Source organism: Burkholderia sp. CpTa8-5, from assembly GCF_017815045.1.
Taxonomy (GTDB): Bacteria; Pseudomonadota; Gammaproteobacteria; order Burkholderiales; family Burkholderiaceae; genus Burkholderia; species Burkholderia sola.
The window spans coordinates 346915-364152 of record NZ_JAGIQD010000002.1 but is presented as its reverse complement, the minus strand read 5'-3'; the positions used below and the strand labels follow the sequence as shown (position 1 = coordinate 364152).

Here is a 17238-nt window from a genome sequence, read left to right as displayed (position 1 = left end):
GTTGTTCGCTTCGTTTCATGGCCCCGCGCCGTACGCCATCGGCCGGCGGACCGTGGCGCCGAGCGATGCCGGGTTTCCCCGCCCGGCATCGCCTGCGTGTTCGCCGGGCGGCTGCCCGACGCTGCTACTGGCGGCTTGCTGCTTGCCGCTTACTGCTGGATCCGCGCGTTGCGGATCAGATCCGCCACGACCTGCGCGGTCGCCTTCTCTATCGCGACCTGCTCGAGTTGTTGCCGCAGCGTGTCTTTCGCCTGGTCGAACGGCGGCACCTGCGTCGGGCGCTTGTCGTCGGCACGCACGATCCAGTACGTATCGCCGACCTGCACGGGCTCGCGCGTCAGTCCGCCCTGCGGAAGCTTCACGAGCGCTTCGGCGAGCGGTTGCGGCCAGTTCTGCGTGTGGCCTGCTTCGATCGGCGTCTTGAACGAGATCCAGTTCAGCGCGCCGCCTTGCGCCGCGGCCGGCCCCTTGCTGAACTGCCGCGCGAGCCCGCCGAAGTCCTCGCCTTTCTTGAGCCGCGAAAGGATCTGCTTGGCGGTGTCCGCGTCGTTGACCGCGATCACGCTCGGCTTGTATTCGTTCTCGCCGAGCGTTGCGACAACCGCGTCGTAGCGCGCCTTGACGTCCGCATCCGTGACGGGCGCCGGCTTGACCTGATCACGCAGGTACGCCTGCGTCATCGCGAGCGCCTTCGCCTGCTCGGCGGCGGCAACGACCTGCGGCTTCGTGTCGTAGTGCTGCTTGAGCGCCGCCTGTCGAAACAGCTCGCGCGCGATCAGCTGGTTCTTCAGCGCCGCGCGCAGCGCCGGCGTATCGGGCGCCTTCGACGCGCGCACGGCTTCGTCGACCTGCGCTTGCAGGATCGGCACGCCGTTCACGCTCGCGATCGCATCGGCCGGCATCGCGGCGGTTGCATCGGCCGGTTTCTTCGCCGCCTTGGGAACCGCGTACGCGTGCGGGACGACAGCGCCGCACAGCATCGCCGCGACGAGCGCGACGCCGATCTTGCGAATCCGCGCCGACAGGTTGGGTTGCATCGCGATCTCGCGACCGTTCGACAGGCGATCCATGAAGTTCTCCATCAGTCCGTCCAGTTGAGTGTTGCCAGCAACACGCTGGCCTTCTTGCCGAGTGCGGCCGGTTGCACGAGCGCCTGCCCGACCAGCACTTCGGTCGACAGCGTCCCGCCTTTCAAACGCCATTGCGCACGCGTGCCGACACCCGTGCCGACGAGCGACGGCCAGCCGCCCTGCGCGTTCAGGTGCGTCTTGCCGCCGTCCAGAAACACGTACGGTTCGATGCGCGCGTCGTGCCACGCCGGCACGTTCTGCCAGGCCAGCTCGTTGCGCACGAATGCGCCGCTGTCGCCCGCGATCCCGCCTTCGGTAAACCCGCGGACCGAACCCATGCCGCCCAGAAAGATCTGCTCGTTGCCGAACAGCGCGACGCGGCTGTACTGCGCGCGAAGCGTGCCGCGATACGCCCAGATGGAACCGGCGAAATCGCCGAGCGTGAACTGCAGCGTGCCGGTGGCATCGAGCTTCGTGAACTGGCTGTGTGCGTCGTCGATACCGATGTCCGACGCATCGTGGTTGGCTGCCAGCCAGGGCAAACCCTGCGACACGCCGACATCCCAGGTCGCGGCTGCGCCCTGATCGCGCATGACGAAGCGGGACAGCCCGTTCAGCGCGACACGCAACACCGTCAGGTTCTGCGGCGACAACGGAATACCGTTGAGATCGCGCTCGGTGCGCAGCTTGTTGAGCGTCACGTCGACGCTCATGCGCCCGCGCGGCGAACGCATCAGCACGTCGTTCCAGCCGAGCATCTGGCTGAACGTGCGCCCCGCGAGCAGCGCGACGTCGCCAATCGCCTGCTGGTACTCGGACATCGACGCCGTGTAGCTGAAAGTCTGATAGCCGTACGGCACCGCCGCCGACAACACGACCGCGTTCGTGTCGGTCGTCCCGACGTAGCTGAACGACAGCGATTCCTGCAGTCCGATCACGTTGTCGGCTTCGACACCGGCGCGATAGCGCGTCTTGCCGGTCTGCGAGCTGCCGTAGTTGTCGATGCCGAAATCGTAATGAAGACGGTCGCCGTAGCGGTTCGAGATCGCGACGATCGAATCGCCCGGCGCTTCGCCGGGGAGAATGCGGATTTCGGCCTGATTGCGCCGCAACCGGTTGATCTGATCGACGCCCTGCTCCAGATCGGGCAGACGCAGCACGTCGCCCGGCGTGCTCGCGAACGCCCATGCGGTGCCGGCTTCGGTCAGCAACCCGCCGCCGCGCACTTCGTACCACTTCTCGTCGGGATCGCGCGGTCTCAGCGGCTTGCCGTTCAGCGTCAACGCGGCCACGCGGCCGGGAACGAGATTGATCTTCAGCGTGCCGGACGCGAGATTCTGCGGCCCGAGGTACGCACGCGTCGTGATGTAGCCGCGCGAGATGAACGCTTCCGTCAGCCGGCGCAGCAGCAGGTTGATCCGGTTGCGCCCGAGTTGCTTGCCGATGAACGGCGCCGCGATACGGTCCAGTTCGCGCTGCCCGAGGATCGCGTCGCCGGTGAATTCGATCCGCTCGATCAGGAACGTCGGCGCGACGTCCGGCAGCGTGTCGACGTCGGCGCCCGGCGGCAGGTCCGGCATCGCCGGCTGCTCGGGCACCGCGATCTGCGCCGGCGGTTGCGCGATCTCGTCGCGGCGCTGCCGGTCGCGCTGCTCCTGCAGCAGACGCTGCGCGGGATCCTGTTCCGCACGCGGCACCGCGAGCCCGGCCGGCAGCGCGCCGAGGCCCGGCAGCGCGCCGAGGCCCGGAAGCGCGCCGGCCGGCGGCGCGCCCGCGAGCTGTGCATGCGCGCACGGCGACATTGCGCCGATCGTCAATGCGAGCGCGGCGGCGATGCGGTGATCCTTGTGCGACATCACAGGCCGAACCACGACACGAGACCCATGTGATTGCGGTTGCCGATCGTCACGAGATCGCGATGAGGCGGCCGGATCGTCACGACGCCGCCCGCAGCGAGCACACCTTCGGGCGCGCTGTACGCGCCGCCTTCGATGTCGGCCTCGCCGGTCAGGCGCACCTTGCCGGTTCCGCCGGTAAACACGCCACCGGTATCGGCCGCATAGATCGCCGCCCAACGATTGCCGAACCACGCTTTCAGGTCGTGGTCGCGGTTGATCACCGTGTAGCCCGGCACGCCCTGCGCGAGCGTCTTCGGCGCGTCGAGCGTCAATGCGCCGAGCGCGAGCACGGTTCCGCCCGTGTTCGTGATCTGCGTACCGGCTTTCAGCTGGATGTCGGCGTTGGCCTCGATCACGCCGCCGAACGCCTGCACGTTCGACGACGCGCTCGCGCGGCAGAACACGAAACACGAGCGCCGATACGCTGCCTGCCCGGTGAAAACGGCCTGCGTGAGGATGTTTTCGCGCGCGGCGATGTCGATCGCGCCGCCATTCGACAGGATCGATCCGCCGATATTCGTCACGTTCGCGGCGCGCACGGTCACGTTGCCCGCATCGGCCGTGATGTACGCGAGTTTCGATGCGTCGGCCAGCGCGCCATAGTCGACGGTGAAGCCGTCGCTACGATGCTTGAAGAACAGGAAGCGGCCGCCCTGCTCGGAGAAGCCGACCACCGCACCGTTCTGCACGCCGGTGCTGTGGTCGACGATGTTCTGCAGATCTCCGCCCGCGTCGATCGACACGCTCCGGTTCGACAGGATCCGTGCATTCCGGTTGACGATATCGGCGCCCGCGGTCAGCGACACATCGCCCTTCACGCCGAACAGGATGCCGATTCCCGTTTGCGGCAGCGACTGGTTCAGGATGCGGCCCGCCGCGTTCAGCGTTACCGCGCCCGCCGAATCCGGATCCGCGTCGATCGCGGTCTGCCCTTGCACCAGTGAGCCGACGTTCACGATGTCCGCCGCGCTCTTGAGCACCACGCCGCTTTGCGACGATGCCACGGTGGCGCCCTTCATCGCGTCGTCGGGATTCAGCGCGATGCCCGCGCCGTTCAGCTTGACGCTGCCCGACGCCATCAGGCTGCTGCCCGTCAACGCGATCGCATCGGCTGCCGACACGTTCGCGTGGCCGCCGCGCGACTTCAGGTCGGTGTCGGTCAGCGTCATGCCGCCCTGAACGGTGACGTCGAGGTCTCGCGCGACGTCGATCTTCGCGTTGGACATCTCGACGTTGCCGTTCGACGTCAACGTGAAATCCCCCAGCGACGCATTCATCGCGCCGGCGCTGCGCACGCCGGGGCCGCGGTCCGTGACGATCAACTGCACGCGCCCGCTCGTCACGCTGCCTGCGGCCGTGATGTCGATCGCGTAGGACGATGCGGTGTCCGGCTGGGTCGTCGCGGTACGCGAGAGCCAGTCGTTGGCGTTGTCGTTCGGCGACAGCCCCGTGTTCAGCTCGACACGGCTGCGTCCGGCCAGCAGGCGCACGCCGGCCGTCGCCGACGAAAACGTGTTGTCGATCGCGCCGTCGACGACGATGTTCTTCGCGATCAGATCCAGCCCGATCAACGCGCCGGCCAGGCCGCCCGGACCGACGACGATCGTGCCGGTCGACGTATCGAGCACGATGTTGCGCTGGATCACGCCGGGGGCGATCTGCAGGTCGTTGAAGCTCACGTTGCCGGTCGACAGCGCGACGTGCCCGGTATTGACGAACGATCCGCCGTTGACGGTGATGCCATTCGGGTTCGCAAGCACGACGTTCGCGCGCGGCCCCGCCACGGCGATCTCGCCTTCGATCAGGCTGCGGTTCGTGCTCGTCACCTGGTTGACGATCGTGCGCGCGTTGATGCCGACGTTGTTCAGCGTCGCGCCGGCGGTCGTCACGTTGAACGACGAATACGTGTTGCTCGATACGCCGGCGACCGCTGGCGCAAGATTGACGAGCTGCCGGCCATTCGGCCCGACCGACACGCTGGTGGGCGTGCCGCCGTCCGCGACGATCCCCGCGGCGGCGGCGCAATGCGGCAGCAATCCCGTTACGGCAAGGCAAAGGCACAGCGCGCGCCAGCCCCCGGTGCCTGCGCGCCCCATTGAATCGGTGCATCCCATTCTGATCCCGCGCACGGCTTCGCCGGCCGTGCGCCCTCGGTTTTTTGGTCGTGTGGTCGTACTGCTTTCGTCATACTTTTTTGAGATACCGAGGAAGAGTAACGGCGGGGGCACGCCTTTCTTTAGGGTGCTTTATCGAATAATTTCTCTAATCGCTTCGGAGTCGACATTACAAATCGATTTCACGTCGAGGCACAATGAAGGTGTCCGATTCATCCCGCTCCTCATGTCCTCTACATCGACGAACACACCGCTCACCGTCATCCATCTGAACGGACCGATCAACAGCGGCAAGACGACGATCGGCCGCGCACTCGCACGCGTGCTGCCTGATGCGCACTTCATCGACGGCGACGATCACGACGCGCCTGAAGATGCGCCGTTCGACGTGCAATGGGCCATAGCGCTGGAGCGACTGGTCACGCAGATCGCGCAAGCGCGCGAACGCCACGTCGTAATCGCTTATCCAATCGGCGGGGCGGAATTCGAGCGGCTGCGCGCGGCGTGCGATGTACGCGATGCACGATTGTTCGTCGTCACGCTGGCACCGCCCGAAGCGGTCGCGGCATCGAATCGCGGCACACGTGCACTGACGGACTGGGAGCGGCAACGGATCGCGCAGATGTATCGCGAAGGATATGCATCGCGCGCGTTCAGCGATTGCGTGATCGATACGTCGAACGCGTCGGCCGACGCGTGCGCGACGGAGATCGCTCGCCGCGTGGCACTTCCCGTGCGTTGACGCGGCTGCTTCGGCCGTGCGCCATCGTCAGCGCACCGTATGCACGTCCGGATGCATGCCCGCGGACGCGCACCGCTCTCAACGATGCTGATGTACACCCGACACGACCTGCTCCCGCGCCCCCTTCCGGCTCAACATCAACGTCACCACCGCCGACACCGCGAGCGTCCCCGCGACCACATACAACCCCGCCGCATACCCGCCCGTCACGTGCTTCAACCAGCCGATCGCGAACGGCCCGACGAACCCGCCGAGATTGCCGATCGAATTGATCATCGCGATCCCCGCCGCCGCCCCGGCGCCTGACAGGAACGCGCTCGGCATCGCCCACAGCGGCGCCTTCGCGGCACTGATCCCGATGTTGACGACGACCAGCGCCAGCACGGTCAGCAACGCCGTGCTCGCCTGCCCCGCGAACACGAAGCCGACGCAGGCCAGCACGCACGGAATCACGACGTGCCACGTGCGCTCGGCGGTGCGATCCGAATGCCGCGCCCACCCGATCATCGCGACCACGGCGGCGATGCTCGGAATGCCGGTCAGCAGGCCCGTCTGCAACGCGGTGAAGCCGAACTGCTTGACCATCAGCGGCGCCCACAGGCCGAGCGTATAGAGCCCCGCCGACGTGCCGAAGTAGATCAGCGCGAGCGCCAGCACGCGCGGGTCGCGCAGCGCCTGCCACGCGCCGGCCGTATGCCCGGCATGCGTGTGGCGCGCATCCGCTTCCGCCTTCAGCTTCGCGATCAGCCAGTCGCGTTCGTCGGCGCGCAGCCACGCGGCCTGCGACGGCGCATCGGTCAGGCGCTTCAGCACGACGAAGCCGAGCACGACCGCCGGCAGCGCTTCGACGATGTACAGCATCTGCCAGTCGGCCAGCCCGAACATCGGCGGCATCTGCATGATCGCGCCCGACAGCGGCGAACCGATCGCGGTCGAGATCGGCGCGGCCGCCATGAACCACGCGGCGGCCACCGCACGCTGCTTCGCGGGAAACCACAGGCTCAGGTACAGGATGATGCCGGGGAAGAAGCCGGCTTCCGCGATGCCGAGCAGAAAGCGCAGCACGTAGAAGCTCGTCGGTCCGGCCGCGAACGCGGACACCGCCGACACGATTCCCCACGTGATCATCACGCGTGCGATCCAGATGCGCGCGCCGACGCGATGGAGAATCAGGTTGCTTGGCACTTCGAACAGAAAGTAGCCGATGAAGAACAGGCCGCCGCCGAACCCGAATGCGGTCGGCGACAGGCCGATCGCCTTGTTCATCGTCATCGCCGCGAAGCCGACGTTGACGCGATCGAGAAAGCTGACGAAGTAAAGCAGCATCACGAACGGAATGATGCGCCACATCAGTTTCCGCGCGACGCGGGTTTCCAGATCCGCTTGCATGTGTCTCCTCCTTCGAGGTCGGGCCGTGCGCCGTCGGTCGATGGACCTCGAGCGCCGGCCGGCGCCCGGCTCGCGTCGCATGCGCGAGTCGCGGGCTGAAAATGCGTGAGTGGAGCGAGCGGGCGGCGCTCGGCTGCGCGCACGCGCGGCCGTCACCGCGTCGCTGCCGTCAGGCCGCGACCGCCGCGTTCGCGACGCGCTCGCAGACGGCCGCCGTTACCTGCGCGGTCGTCGCGCTGCCGCCGAGGTCGCGCGTGTGCAGCGACGGGTCGGCCGTCACGGCCTCGATCGCGTGCATCACGCGCGCGGCGGCATCCGCCTCGCCGAGATGTTCGAGCAGCATCACGACCGACCAGAACGTGCCGACCGGATTCGCGAGCCCCTTGCCCATGATGTCGAACGCGGAGCCGTGGATCGGCTCGAACATCGACGGATAGCGGCGCTCGGGATCGATGTTGCCGGTGGGCGCGATGCCGAGGCTGCCCGCGAGCGCGGCGGCGAGATCGCTGAGGATGTCCGCGTGCAGGTTGGTCGCGACGATCGTGTCGAGCGACGCCGGGCGGTTGACCATGCGCGCGGTCGCCGCGTCGACGAGTTCCTTGTCCCACGTCACGTCGGGGAATTCCTGTGCGATCTGCTTCGCGATCTCGTCCCACATCACCATCGCATGCCGCTGCGCGTTGCTCTTCGTGATCACGGTCAGCAGCTTGCGCGGCCGCGACTGCGCGAGCCGGAACGCGAAACGCATGATGCGTTCGACGCCGGCGCGCGTGAGGATCGACACGTCGGTCGCGGCCTCGATCGGATGGCCCTGGTGCACGCGGCCGCCAACGCCCGCGTATTCGCCTTCGGAGTTCTCGCGGACGATCACCCAGTTCAGGTCGTCCGGCCCGCAGCGTTTCAGCGGCGCGTCGATGCCCGGCAGGATGCGCGTCGGGCGCACGTTCGCGTACTGGTCGAAGCCCTGGCAGATCTTCAGGCGCAGGCCCCACAACGTCACGTGGTCGGGCACGTCCGGGTCGCCCGCGGAGCCGAACAGGATCGCGTCCTTGCCGCGCAGCGCGTCGAGGCCGTCGGCCGGCATCATCGCGCCGTGCCGGCGGTAGTAGTCGGCGCCCCAGTCGAAATCCTCGAACGCGAACGCAAAGCGGTCGCTGCCGCGGGCCAGCGCTTCCAGCAACTGCTTGCCGGCAGGCACCACTTCCTTGCCGATGCCGTCGCCGGGAATCGTTGCGATACGGTAGGTCTTCACGCGGACATCCTCCATTGATCGTGAGCGTGAACGCACTTTATCGAACTGGAAGTACGGAAAACGTGGCTATACTCAAAGCATCTTTAACTTCAATTCACGAATCCCGTCATGGCGGATACCGTCCAGCCGGCCGATCTCGGCTTCTTTTCGACGCTGGCTGCGTCGGGCAGCCTGAGCGCGGCCGCGCGCGAACTCGGGCTGACCGCGGCGGCCGTCAGCAAGCGGCTCACGCAGATGGAGCGGCGCGCGGGCGTGACGCTCGTCAATCGCACGACGCGGCGGATGATGCTGACGCCGGAAGGCGACGTGTACCTCGACTATGCGCGCCGGATCCTCGATCAGATGGACGAGCTCGGCGAACTGCTCGGCAGCGCGAAGCAGCGGCCGAAAGGCCTGCTGCGCGTGAACGCGACGCTGGGTTTCGGGCGCAGCCACGTCGGCCCGGCGATCTCGCGCTTCGTCGCGCGCTATCCGGAGGTATCGGTGCAGTTGCAGTTGTCGGTGATGCCGCCGCCGCTCACGGACGACGCGTTCGACGTGTGCATCCGCTTCGGCGAACCGCCCGATACGCGCGTCGTCGCGCGGCGGCTCGCGCCGAACCGCCGGCTGCTGTGCGCGGCGCCCGCGTATCTCGCGCGGCACGGGACGCCCGGCACGCCGCACGACCTGACGCGGCACAACTGCATCGGCATCCGGCAGGGCGACGAGGGCTACGGCGTGTGGCGCCTGACGAGCGGACGCGGCGCGGCCCGCCACACGGAAGCCGTGCGGATCAACGGCAACCTGACGACGAACGACGGCGAGATCGCGGTGAAATGGGCGCTCGACGGGCACGGAATCCTGATGCGCGCGGAATGGGATCTGCGCGACTATCTCGCCGACGGCAGGCTGGTCGTCGTGCTGCCCGAGCACGAAACGCCGAGCGCCGACATCTACGCGGTGTATGCGCAGCGTCACCAGATGTCCACGCGGATTCGCGCGTTCGTCGATTTCGTGGCGGAGGATTTGGGGCGGTTTAGGGCGGTGTAAGGCGGGTATTCCGCACCCCATGCGGGTCGACTGTCGGTGCTGCGGGCATGCGCGCGCCTGCGCCTCTCCATATGCCGCTGCACTGCTGGCCCCGCAGCATACGATGTAAATATTCCGGCGAATTTCGTGCTAAATCGCCAAAATATTTACATCCTCCGATACGGATCAAAGGCCAGCGCCTGCCACCTCGCAACCGCTTGAGGACCTTCCGTCCGCATACCGCCGTCAAGCCACCGCTACGAGCCCGCTGTAGCGATCGCCGGCAGCGACTGCACCCGGCAGCGCCGGCCGCCACCCCACCGCCCCCGCCGCCGCCAGTCCCGCCTGCTCATACCCGGCCTGCACGAAGCGTTCCGCGATCCAGTCGACGAACGCCCGCACGCCGGGCGACACATGCGGGCGCTTCACATAGACGGCCGACACCGCGAGCGCATCGGGTTGCCAGCGCGGCAGCACTTCCCGCAACCGCCCCGCGTCGATCAGCGGCTGCGCGGCGACGCGCGTCGGCTGGATCAGCCCGAGGCCGTGCACGCCGCAGGCGAGATACGCCTGCTCGTCGTCCACGCTGACGATGCCGTCGAGTTGCACCTTGCGCACCGCGTCGTCCATCACGAATTCGAGCTCGACCGGACGCTGGCCGAACACGTGCGACCCGGCTACCGCGCGATGCGCGTCCAGATCGTCGGGCGTGCGCGGCACGCCGAAGCGCTCGAGATACGCGGGGCTCGCGCACGTCACGCGCTCGAGCGAGCCGAGCCGGCGTGCAACGAGCGACGAATCGGGCAGCGCACCGAGCCGGACGCTGCAGTCGATCGCGTCGCCGATGCGATCGCCCGCGCGCCCGGCCATGGCGAGCATCAGTTCGAGATCGGGATGTCGTGCATGAAATTCGCCGAGCGCGGCCAATACGATCGCGCCCGCCACCGACGCCGGCAATTCGACGCGCAACGGCCCGCTCGGATGCAGCGCGGCGCCGCGGATGCTCGCTTCGAGCTCGTCGACGTCCGCGGTGATGCTGACGCAGCGCCGGTAATACGCATCACCTTCGGGCGTCGCCCGCAACGCGCGCGTCGTGCGCACCAGCAGCGGCATGCCGAGCGCCGCTTCGAGTTCCTGCACGGTGCGCGTCGCGGTGGCGCGCGAAATGCCGAGCGCCTGCGCCGCGCGCGTGAAGCTGTTCATTTCGACGATGCGCGTGAAGATGCGCATCGCGCGGATCGGATTGTCCACCCAACACCTCTGCGTGGTTGCGATATGCCGCGGCGCGCGTTCGCGCACCGTGCGTGCGTGTCAATATCGACGTCGATGTCGACGCAAGCCGCGCGACCCGCGCGGCCGTCGGGTCAGGCGTTCGCCGCCGCGACGCCGGGCGCCGGTTCGGCGAGCAGCCGTTGCGCGAGCGCCAGTGCGTCGTCGCGGCTCGCCGCCGCGTTCAGCGGATAGCCCCAGACCTTCTCGAAGGCGCCCGAAAAGGCGTTGAGCGCCACGCGCCGCGCCGCGTTGGGCTCGATCGCGATCATCCCGGGGATCCGTTCGCGCGACAGCGCACGGTTGGCCTTGCTCCACTTCGCGAGCTGTTTGCGCATCTCGTGATCGTTGTCCGCGCGATCGTCGCCGGACGGGGCATCGTCGGTCAGCAAGACGAAGCGTTCGCGCCGCGCGAGCAGCGCGTCGAGTTCGGCAATCAGGCGGGCGGGATCGGTGTGGGTCGAGCCGCTGTAACGCAGCCAGACAAACGGGAATTCAGTCGTGACGATTTGCATGTCGACCTCCAGATGAGAACGATTCTCATCTTATGGATCGAGACCCGATGCGTCATTTCTCATCCCGGCCAACTGCTTTTTCAATCCGGCCAAACGTGTGCGAGCGCGCAGCGTAGGCGTTCAGCGTTGCCGGTCGGTCAGGTATTGCGTCGGCGACTTGCCGGTCGCCTTGCGGAACATCGTGACGAAACTGCTCGCGCTCTCGTAGCCGAGATCGATTGCGATCTGATGCACGCGGCGGCCGGTCGTCAGCATCCGCAGCGACAGCGCGACGTGCAGCCGACGGCGCCAGTCGCCCAGGCTCATGCCGAGTTCCTTCGTCGCGAGCCGCGTGAGGCTGCGCTCGCTGATGCCCGCGCGCCGCGCGAGTTCGGCCAGCGGCGACTTGTCGGCCGGATCGTCGAGCAGATGGTCGATCAGCTTGCGCAGCCGGCGGTCGGCCGGCATCGGCAGGTACAGATCCTCGACCGGCGCCGCGACGAGTTCGTCGAGCAGCGTCGCCACCAGCCGCCCCTGCGGCCCGTCGACGTCGTACAGGTTCGGGAAGCTGGCCGCCTTCAGCAGCAGTTCGCGCAACAGCGGCGACATGGCCAGCGTGCAGCAGCGCGTGGGCAGCTCGAGCGCCGCGTCGGGTTCGACCAGTACCGCGTAGAAAGTCGCGCCGGCCGAGCCGCGCGCCGCATGCGGGACATCGCCCGGAATCCAGACCGTGCATTGCGGCGGCGCAGTCCACACGCCGCCGTCGATCTCGCAATAGACGACGCCGCTCAACGTGTAGAGCAGTTGCGCCTGACGATGGCTGTGCCGCTCGAGCCGCCATTCGGGCTCGACGACCGAGCCGCCGAACACGACGAGCGGACGCGGCACGTGATAGACGTCGGCGTCCGCGGCGGGATCGGTGATCGGTGGAAGGTCGCGCATGGAACGACGGGCTGTAAAGAAGGCCGGACGCCGGCGCGCCCTGTCGTGCTTATACCAGAAAGGCGCCGGCGCGGCCGCGCCGTTTGAAAACGGCCGTCTGCGGCCGCGCGCCGAACCGAATACAATGCGCCGATCCCCTGCCGCTGCGCCAACCTGCCGGAGCCGCCATGTTCGACCTGACCACGCTGACCACCTTCACGGCCGTCGTTCTGGGCCTGTTCCTGATTCCCGGCCCCGCCGTGCTGCTCGTGCTGAGCCGCACCGTGCAGGGCGGCCGCAAGACCGGCATCCTGACCGGCCTCGGCGTCGCGAGCGGCGACTTCGTGCATACGCTGTTCGCGGCCGTGGGGCTGTCCGCGCTGCTGATGACATCGGCACTCGCGTTCAACGTCGTGAAGCTGGCCGGCGCCGCGTACCTGATCTATCTCGGCGTGCGCGCGCTGCTCGAGAAGGCGGCCGACCCGTCGCTGCCGCAGGTGTCGCCCGTCACGCCGCTCAGGGCGTACTTGCAGGCGATTCCCGCCGAAGTGCTGAATCCGAAAACCGCGCTGTTCTTTCTCGCGTTCATGCCGCAGTTCGTGCATCCGGAGCGCGGTTCGACGTTCGTGCAGTTCGCGGTGCTCGGGCTGATCTTCGTCGTGCTCAGCTCGCTCTACACGACACTGATCGCGTGCTCGATCCGCCCGCTCGGCCGCATCGTGACGCGGCTCACGTGGCTCACGCGCTGGCAGGGCAAGATCATCGGCTCGATCTTCATCGCGCTCGGGCTGCGCGTGGCCGTGCAGCAGCGCTGATGTGCGCGGCCGCATGACGCGCGCCGACGCCGACCTGCTCTACACCGACCCGCGCCTCGTCGCGGTGTACGACGTGTTCAACGCGGGCGATCGGGACTTCGCGTTCTACGCGGCCGCGATCGGCGCCGCCGGGCAACGCATCCTCGATCTCGGCTGCGGCACCGGCACGTTCGCGCGACGGCTCGCGGCAGCCGGGCATGACGTCGTCGCGATCGATCCCGCACCGGCGATGATCGATTACGCGCGGCGCCAGCCGGGTGCCGACGCGGTACGCTGGCTCGCGTGCGCACTCGACGGCCTGCCGCCCGGCGCGCCGTTCGATGCGGTCGCGATGACCGGGCACGCGTTCCAGTGCCTGCTGACCGACGACGACATCGATGCGACGCTGCGCGGCGTGCGACGCGTGCTCGCCGACGGCGGCCGCTTCCTGTTCGACACCCGCAACCCGCGTATCGAACCGTGGCGAACATGGACACCCGCGCAGTCGGCACGCAGCGTCGAGTCGCACGCATTCGGCATCGTCGAGCTCCATCACGCGGTGCGGGCGATCGACGGCGCGATCGTGACGTTCGACACGCACTACCGCTTCCGTCGCGACGATACAGTGCTGACGAATACGAGCCGGCTGCGTTTCATCGCTCGATCCGAATTGCAGGCCCGCGTGACGGCGGCCGGCTTCGCGTCGGCCGACTGGTGCGGCGATTGGGACCGTGCCCCGTTCGACGAGGCGACCAGCGCGGAGATCATCGCGATCTGCCGCGCGTAACGGGCGCAGCGCAGACATCACGCGCCCCTCTCGTCATCACACGCCGTCGAGCGCGCGCCGCACCCCGTCCCAATCGAGCCCGAACCGCGCGAGATACTTGCGCAATCGGTCCGCATCGTTCGGCTGCTTCTTGCTCTGCCGCGACACCGCGAACAGCGTGCGCCCGGCTTCCGACAGGCTCGCGGACGTGCGGCACACGTCGAGCACGCGTTCGAGCTGCGCGCGGTCGAACAGGTCGAGCTCCGCCGCCCGCGCACCGAATACCGCGTCGACGCATGCATCGGACGCCCCCGCACCACCCGGCGACGACCACGTGCGCGTCAGCCGCTCGACTTCCTGCTCGGCGAGCGCCTCGGTAATCCGCCCCGCATCGGCCAGCGTCGCCATCCGCGTGACCGAGGCCGACAGCTCGCGGAAGTTGCCGGCCCACGTCGCGCGCGGCGACGCCGCGAACGCGAGATAGCGCCGCTTCGCCTCCACGTTGAACCGCACCTGCTCGCCTTGCTCGCGGCCGAAACGGTCGAGCTCGAATTCGAGGTTCGGCTCGATGTCCTCGCGGCGCTCGGCGAGTCCCGGCAGTTCGTAGGTCCACAGATTGATCCGCGCATACAGATCCTCGCGGAACGTACCGGCAGCCACCATCTGCCGCAGGTCGCGATGCGTGCCCGCGATCAGCTCGAAATCGCTGCTCGCCTCGACGTCCGCGCCCACCGGCAGGAAGCGCTTTTCCTCGATCGCCTTCAGCAGCATCGCCTGTTCGTCGAGCCCGAGTTCGCCGATTTCGTCGAGAAACAGCAGCCCGCCGTCCGCTGCGCGCAGCAGCCCCGCGCGCGCCGACTGCGCGCCCGTGAACGCGCCTTTCACGTGACCGAACAGCGTCGACATCGCCGCGTCGCCGCGCAGCGTCGCGCAGTTGACCTCGATGAACGGCCCCGCGAGCCGGTGCCGTCCACGCTTCAGTTCGTACACGCGCTTCGCGAGAAACGACTTGCCGGCACCCGTCGGCCCGACCAGCAGCATCGGCGCGCGCGACCGCACGGCCACGCGCTCCAGTTGCTCGATCAGCGCGTTGAAACGCGCGTTGCGCGTCGCGATGCCGGCCTTCAGGAACGACACCGTTTCGTCGCGCTCGCGCGTGAAGCGCTGCGCGATCCGGTTGTAGCGCGACAGGTCGAGATCGATCACCGAGATCGTGCCCGGCCCGCTCGGCCCTTCGTCCGTCCGCTGCGGCGGCCCCGTCTGCACGAGACGCGCGGGCAGGTAGCGCGCTTCCGCCAGCAGGAACCAGCAGATCTGCGCGACGTGCGTGCCGGTCGTGATGTGGATCAGGTAATCCTCGTGCTCGAGGTCGAACGGATACGCGCGTGCGTAATCGTGCAGCGTCGCATAGACCTCCTCGAAATCCCACGGATCGTGGATCGTGACCGGCGTGAGCCGCACGTCGGTGTGCGGCGACACGCGCGCGAGATCGTCCCGCACCTGGTTGGCGAGACGCGTGTAGTCCAGCGAATGCAGCAGTTCGAGCCGGTCGATCGGCAGGCCGGGCTGCTCGCACAGCGAAATCGTCGGCCGCCATTTGCGGTAACGGCGCGGCGCGCGGCCGCCCTGGTCGAGCACGGTGCCGAGAAAACCGATCGCGACGGTTTTGCGCATGTTTATCTCATGGGATAAGAGGCGATCCGATTGTATCGGATATTCATGGCGGCGCGGTGCAACGAGCGTTGCCACCAGGCCGCGCCAAATAAAAAATTCCCTTTATTTTCAATCGCCTGGGAAATTTCACGAAAGCCCACGCCCGCACTGGCACGCTCCTCGCTAAATAGAAGACGCCGGATGTCCCGCTGGCCCACGAGCCAGGGTTCAACAAGCCCTGCTGGTGCGCTGCCGCCGAACCTCGTTCGTCGCGGCAGCGCATGCCGCCATGGACAGACGAAGGCAAAGGGGCGCGCGCCAGGATGCTTCGCCCGGGTTCGAATCCCGGGGCGCCCCATTTGTTCGGAAGCTCAGTCAGGTGGAGCAGCCGGCGAAAGCCGGCCGGTGGCGGGTTCGAATCCCGCTCGAACGCTGTCCGCAAGGACGGTCTCGTATGAAAAGTAGTACCCGCCGGTGCGGGCCGAGAGGCCCGCCGCGCGTCGGACCGGTTGCGGTTCCGCGCGATCGGCCGGGCGGCCGCACGGCCCGCGCGAATGCGCACGACGACGCGATGCAGGACGCGTCGCCATGCGCTTCGACGCCGGCCAGCGTGCCGCCCGCCCGATTGCGTCGCACCGCGATCCGCCCGATGCGCGTCACCCGGCGGCCATTGAAGAAAAGGACAAGAATATGTGGATGCGACATGTCGTAAAAAAGAACGAACGCGCGCTGCTGATGAGCGAAGGCGATTTCGTGAAGGTGCTCGAACCGGGTGTGTTCAAGGCCTTCGATCCGTTCAAGCGCCTGTCGGTGCAGACCGCGCGTCTCGATGCGCCGCTCGCCGACGAAGCGCTGGCCGATTACCTGCGTCACGACGCACAGGATGTGCTCGCGCAGCATTTCGTCGCGATGGATCTCGCCGACGACGAAGCCGGCCTGCGCTACGAAGACGACGTGCTCGTCGAGATCCTGGCGCCCGGCACGCGCCGGCTGTACTGGCGTGGCCTGACCGCGCATCGGCTGGAGCGCATCGATCTCGCGCAGGACAGCATGCTGCCCGCCGCGCTCGTGAAGCGCATCGCGCAACCGTCGCTGCGTGCGCGCGGCGTGGCGGGGCTCACGGGCGTGCTGCTGGCTCAGGTGCCGGCGTACCACGTCGGTGTACTGAAGATCGACGGCAAGATCGAGCGGGTGCTGGACGCAGGTACGTCGGCGTTCTGGCGCTTCAACCGCGACGTCGCGGTCGAACTCGTCGATCTGCGCTTGCAGGCGATCGAAGTCGGCGGGCAGGAAATCCTGACGCGCGACAAGGTCGCGCTGCGGCTGAACCTGTCGGCGACGTGGTGCTATGCGGACGTGCTGCACGCGTTCGGCCAGTTGCAGAAGCCGGTCGAACACCTGTATCGCGAACTGCAGTTCGCGCTACGTTCGGCGGTCGGCACGCGCTCGCTCGACGCGCTACTGGAGGACAAGCAGTCGCTCGACGACGTCGTGATTGCGCAAGTACGCGCCCGTCTCGACGATTCAGGCGTGGACGTGCGCAGCGTCGGCGTGAAGGATATCGTGCTGCCGGGCGACATGAAGACGATCCTCGCGCAGGTGGTCGAAGCGGAGAAGTCCGCGCAGGCGAACGTGATTCGCCGCCGCGAGGAAACGGCGGCCACGCGTTCGCTGCTGAACACCGCGAAGGTGATGGAAGAGAACCCGACCGCGCTGCGACTCAAGGAGCTGGAAACGCTCGAGCGCGTCGCGGAACGGATCGACCGCATCTCGGTGTTCGGCGGTCTCGACCAGGTGCTGAACGGACTCGTCAGCATCAAGGGCGCGTAATGCAGGACCGACGCCGCGCGGATGTGCGCCGTCGGATC

At 67.7% G+C, this 17238-nt stretch carries 14 protein-coding genes and 1 tRNA gene; 6 read left to right on the top strand and 9 right to left on the bottom strand.

The features are described 5' to 3' along the window. Positions 1–149 precede the first annotated feature (149 nt). Genes J8I35_RS05080 through J8I35_RS05070 form a run of 3 tightly spaced genes read right to left on the bottom strand, consistent with a single transcriptional unit; the run spans position 150 to position 5064 of the window. Positions 150–1070, bottom strand: coding sequence for a peptidyl-prolyl cis-trans isomerase (locus tag J8I35_RS05080; protein ID WP_124554501.1), 921 nt, complete (start codon positions 1068–1070; stop codon positions 150–152). 11 nt (positions 1071–1081) lie between these two features. Further along, positions 1082–2926 carry a ShlB/FhaC/HecB family hemolysin secretion/activation protein gene (locus tag J8I35_RS05075; RefSeq protein WP_209924678.1) on the bottom strand — a complete coding sequence of 615 codons (1845 nt, stop codon included), beginning with the start codon at positions 2924–2926 and terminating at the stop codon, positions 1082–1084. Beyond that, a complete protein-coding gene (locus J8I35_RS05070; protein ID WP_245170104.1) occupies positions 2926–5064 on the bottom strand; it encodes a filamentous hemagglutinin N-terminal domain-containing protein in 2139 nt (712 codons plus the stop codon). Before J8I35_RS05070 ends, J8I35_RS05075 begins: the two co-directional genes overlap by 1 nt. A gap of 244 nt (positions 5065–5308) precedes the next feature. Between J8I35_RS05070 and J8I35_RS05065 the strand changes: the two genes are divergently transcribed. Beyond that, on the top strand, positions 5309–5824 hold the full coding sequence (locus tag J8I35_RS05065) for a shikimate kinase (RefSeq protein WP_209924788.1): 516 nt from the start codon (positions 5309–5311) through the stop codon (positions 5822–5824). A gap of 78 nt (positions 5825–5902) precedes the next feature. Here J8I35_RS05065 and J8I35_RS05060 read toward each other — a convergent pair whose 3' ends face one another. Next, positions 5903–7213, bottom strand: coding sequence for an MFS transporter (locus tag J8I35_RS05060; RefSeq protein ID WP_209924676.1), 1311 nt, complete (start codon positions 7211–7213; stop codon positions 5903–5905). Between the two features lie 169 nt (positions 7214–7382). Further along, positions 7383–8465: a tartrate dehydrogenase gene (locus tag J8I35_RS05055; protein WP_050018246.1), complete on the bottom strand. Its 1083-nt coding sequence runs from the start codon at positions 8463–8465 to the stop codon at positions 7383–7385. A 108-nt stretch (positions 8466–8573) separates the two neighbouring features. Between J8I35_RS05055 and J8I35_RS05050 the strand changes: the two genes are divergently transcribed. Further along, on the top strand, positions 8574–9494 hold the full coding sequence (locus J8I35_RS05050) for a LysR substrate-binding domain-containing protein (RefSeq protein WP_209924675.1): 921 nt from the start codon (positions 8574–8576) through the stop codon (positions 9492–9494). A gap of 225 nt (positions 9495–9719) precedes the next feature. On the opposite strand, the gene J8I35_RS05045 is transcribed toward J8I35_RS05050, so the two are convergent. From J8I35_RS05045 to J8I35_RS05035, 3 genes are all read right to left on the bottom strand, one after another. Next, positions 9720–10724, bottom strand: a complete 1005-nt coding sequence (locus J8I35_RS05045; protein WP_209924674.1) for a LysR family transcriptional regulator — start codon at positions 10722–10724, stop codon at positions 9720–9722. Between the two features lie 113 nt (positions 10725–10837). Continuing rightward, positions 10838–11257: a hypothetical protein gene (locus tag J8I35_RS05040; RefSeq protein WP_050014507.1), complete on the bottom strand. Its 420-nt coding sequence runs from the start codon at positions 11255–11257 to the stop codon at positions 10838–10840. 120 nt (positions 11258–11377) lie between these two features. Continuing rightward, a complete protein-coding gene (locus J8I35_RS05035) occupies positions 11378–12178 on the bottom strand; it encodes a helix-turn-helix transcriptional regulator (RefSeq protein ID WP_124595472.1) in 801 nt (266 codons plus the stop codon). A 167-nt stretch (positions 12179–12345) separates the two neighbouring features. Between J8I35_RS05035 and J8I35_RS05030 the strand changes: the two genes are divergently transcribed. After that, entirely contained in the window at positions 12346–12972 is a 627-nt protein-coding gene (locus tag J8I35_RS05030; RefSeq protein WP_209924673.1) for a LysE family translocator, read from the top strand. 13 nt (positions 12973–12985) lie between these two features. Next, positions 12986–13738, top strand: coding sequence for a class I SAM-dependent methyltransferase (locus tag J8I35_RS05025; RefSeq protein WP_209924672.1), 753 nt, complete (start codon positions 12986–12988; stop codon positions 13736–13738). Between the two features lie 36 nt (positions 13739–13774). On the opposite strand, the gene rtcR is transcribed toward J8I35_RS05025, so the two are convergent. Continuing rightward, entirely contained in the window at positions 13775–15391 is a 1617-nt protein-coding gene (rtcR, locus tag J8I35_RS05020; RefSeq protein WP_089489070.1) for an RNA repair transcriptional activator RtcR, read from the bottom strand. Between the two features lie 339 nt (positions 15392–15730). On the opposite strand from rtcR, the gene J8I35_RS05015 reads away from it, so the two are divergent. Both J8I35_RS05015 and J8I35_RS05010 read left to right on the top strand, forming a co-directional pair. Further along, a tRNA-Phe gene (locus J8I35_RS05015) sits at positions 15731–15803 on the top strand. Positions 15804–16060: 257 nt separating this feature from the next. Continuing rightward, the gene (locus J8I35_RS05010) at positions 16061–17200 is read left to right on the top strand and encodes a slipin family protein (protein WP_124595475.1); all 1140 of its coding nucleotides are present in this window, start codon (positions 16061–16063) and stop codon (positions 17198–17200) included. Positions 17201–17238 lie beyond the last annotated feature (38 nt).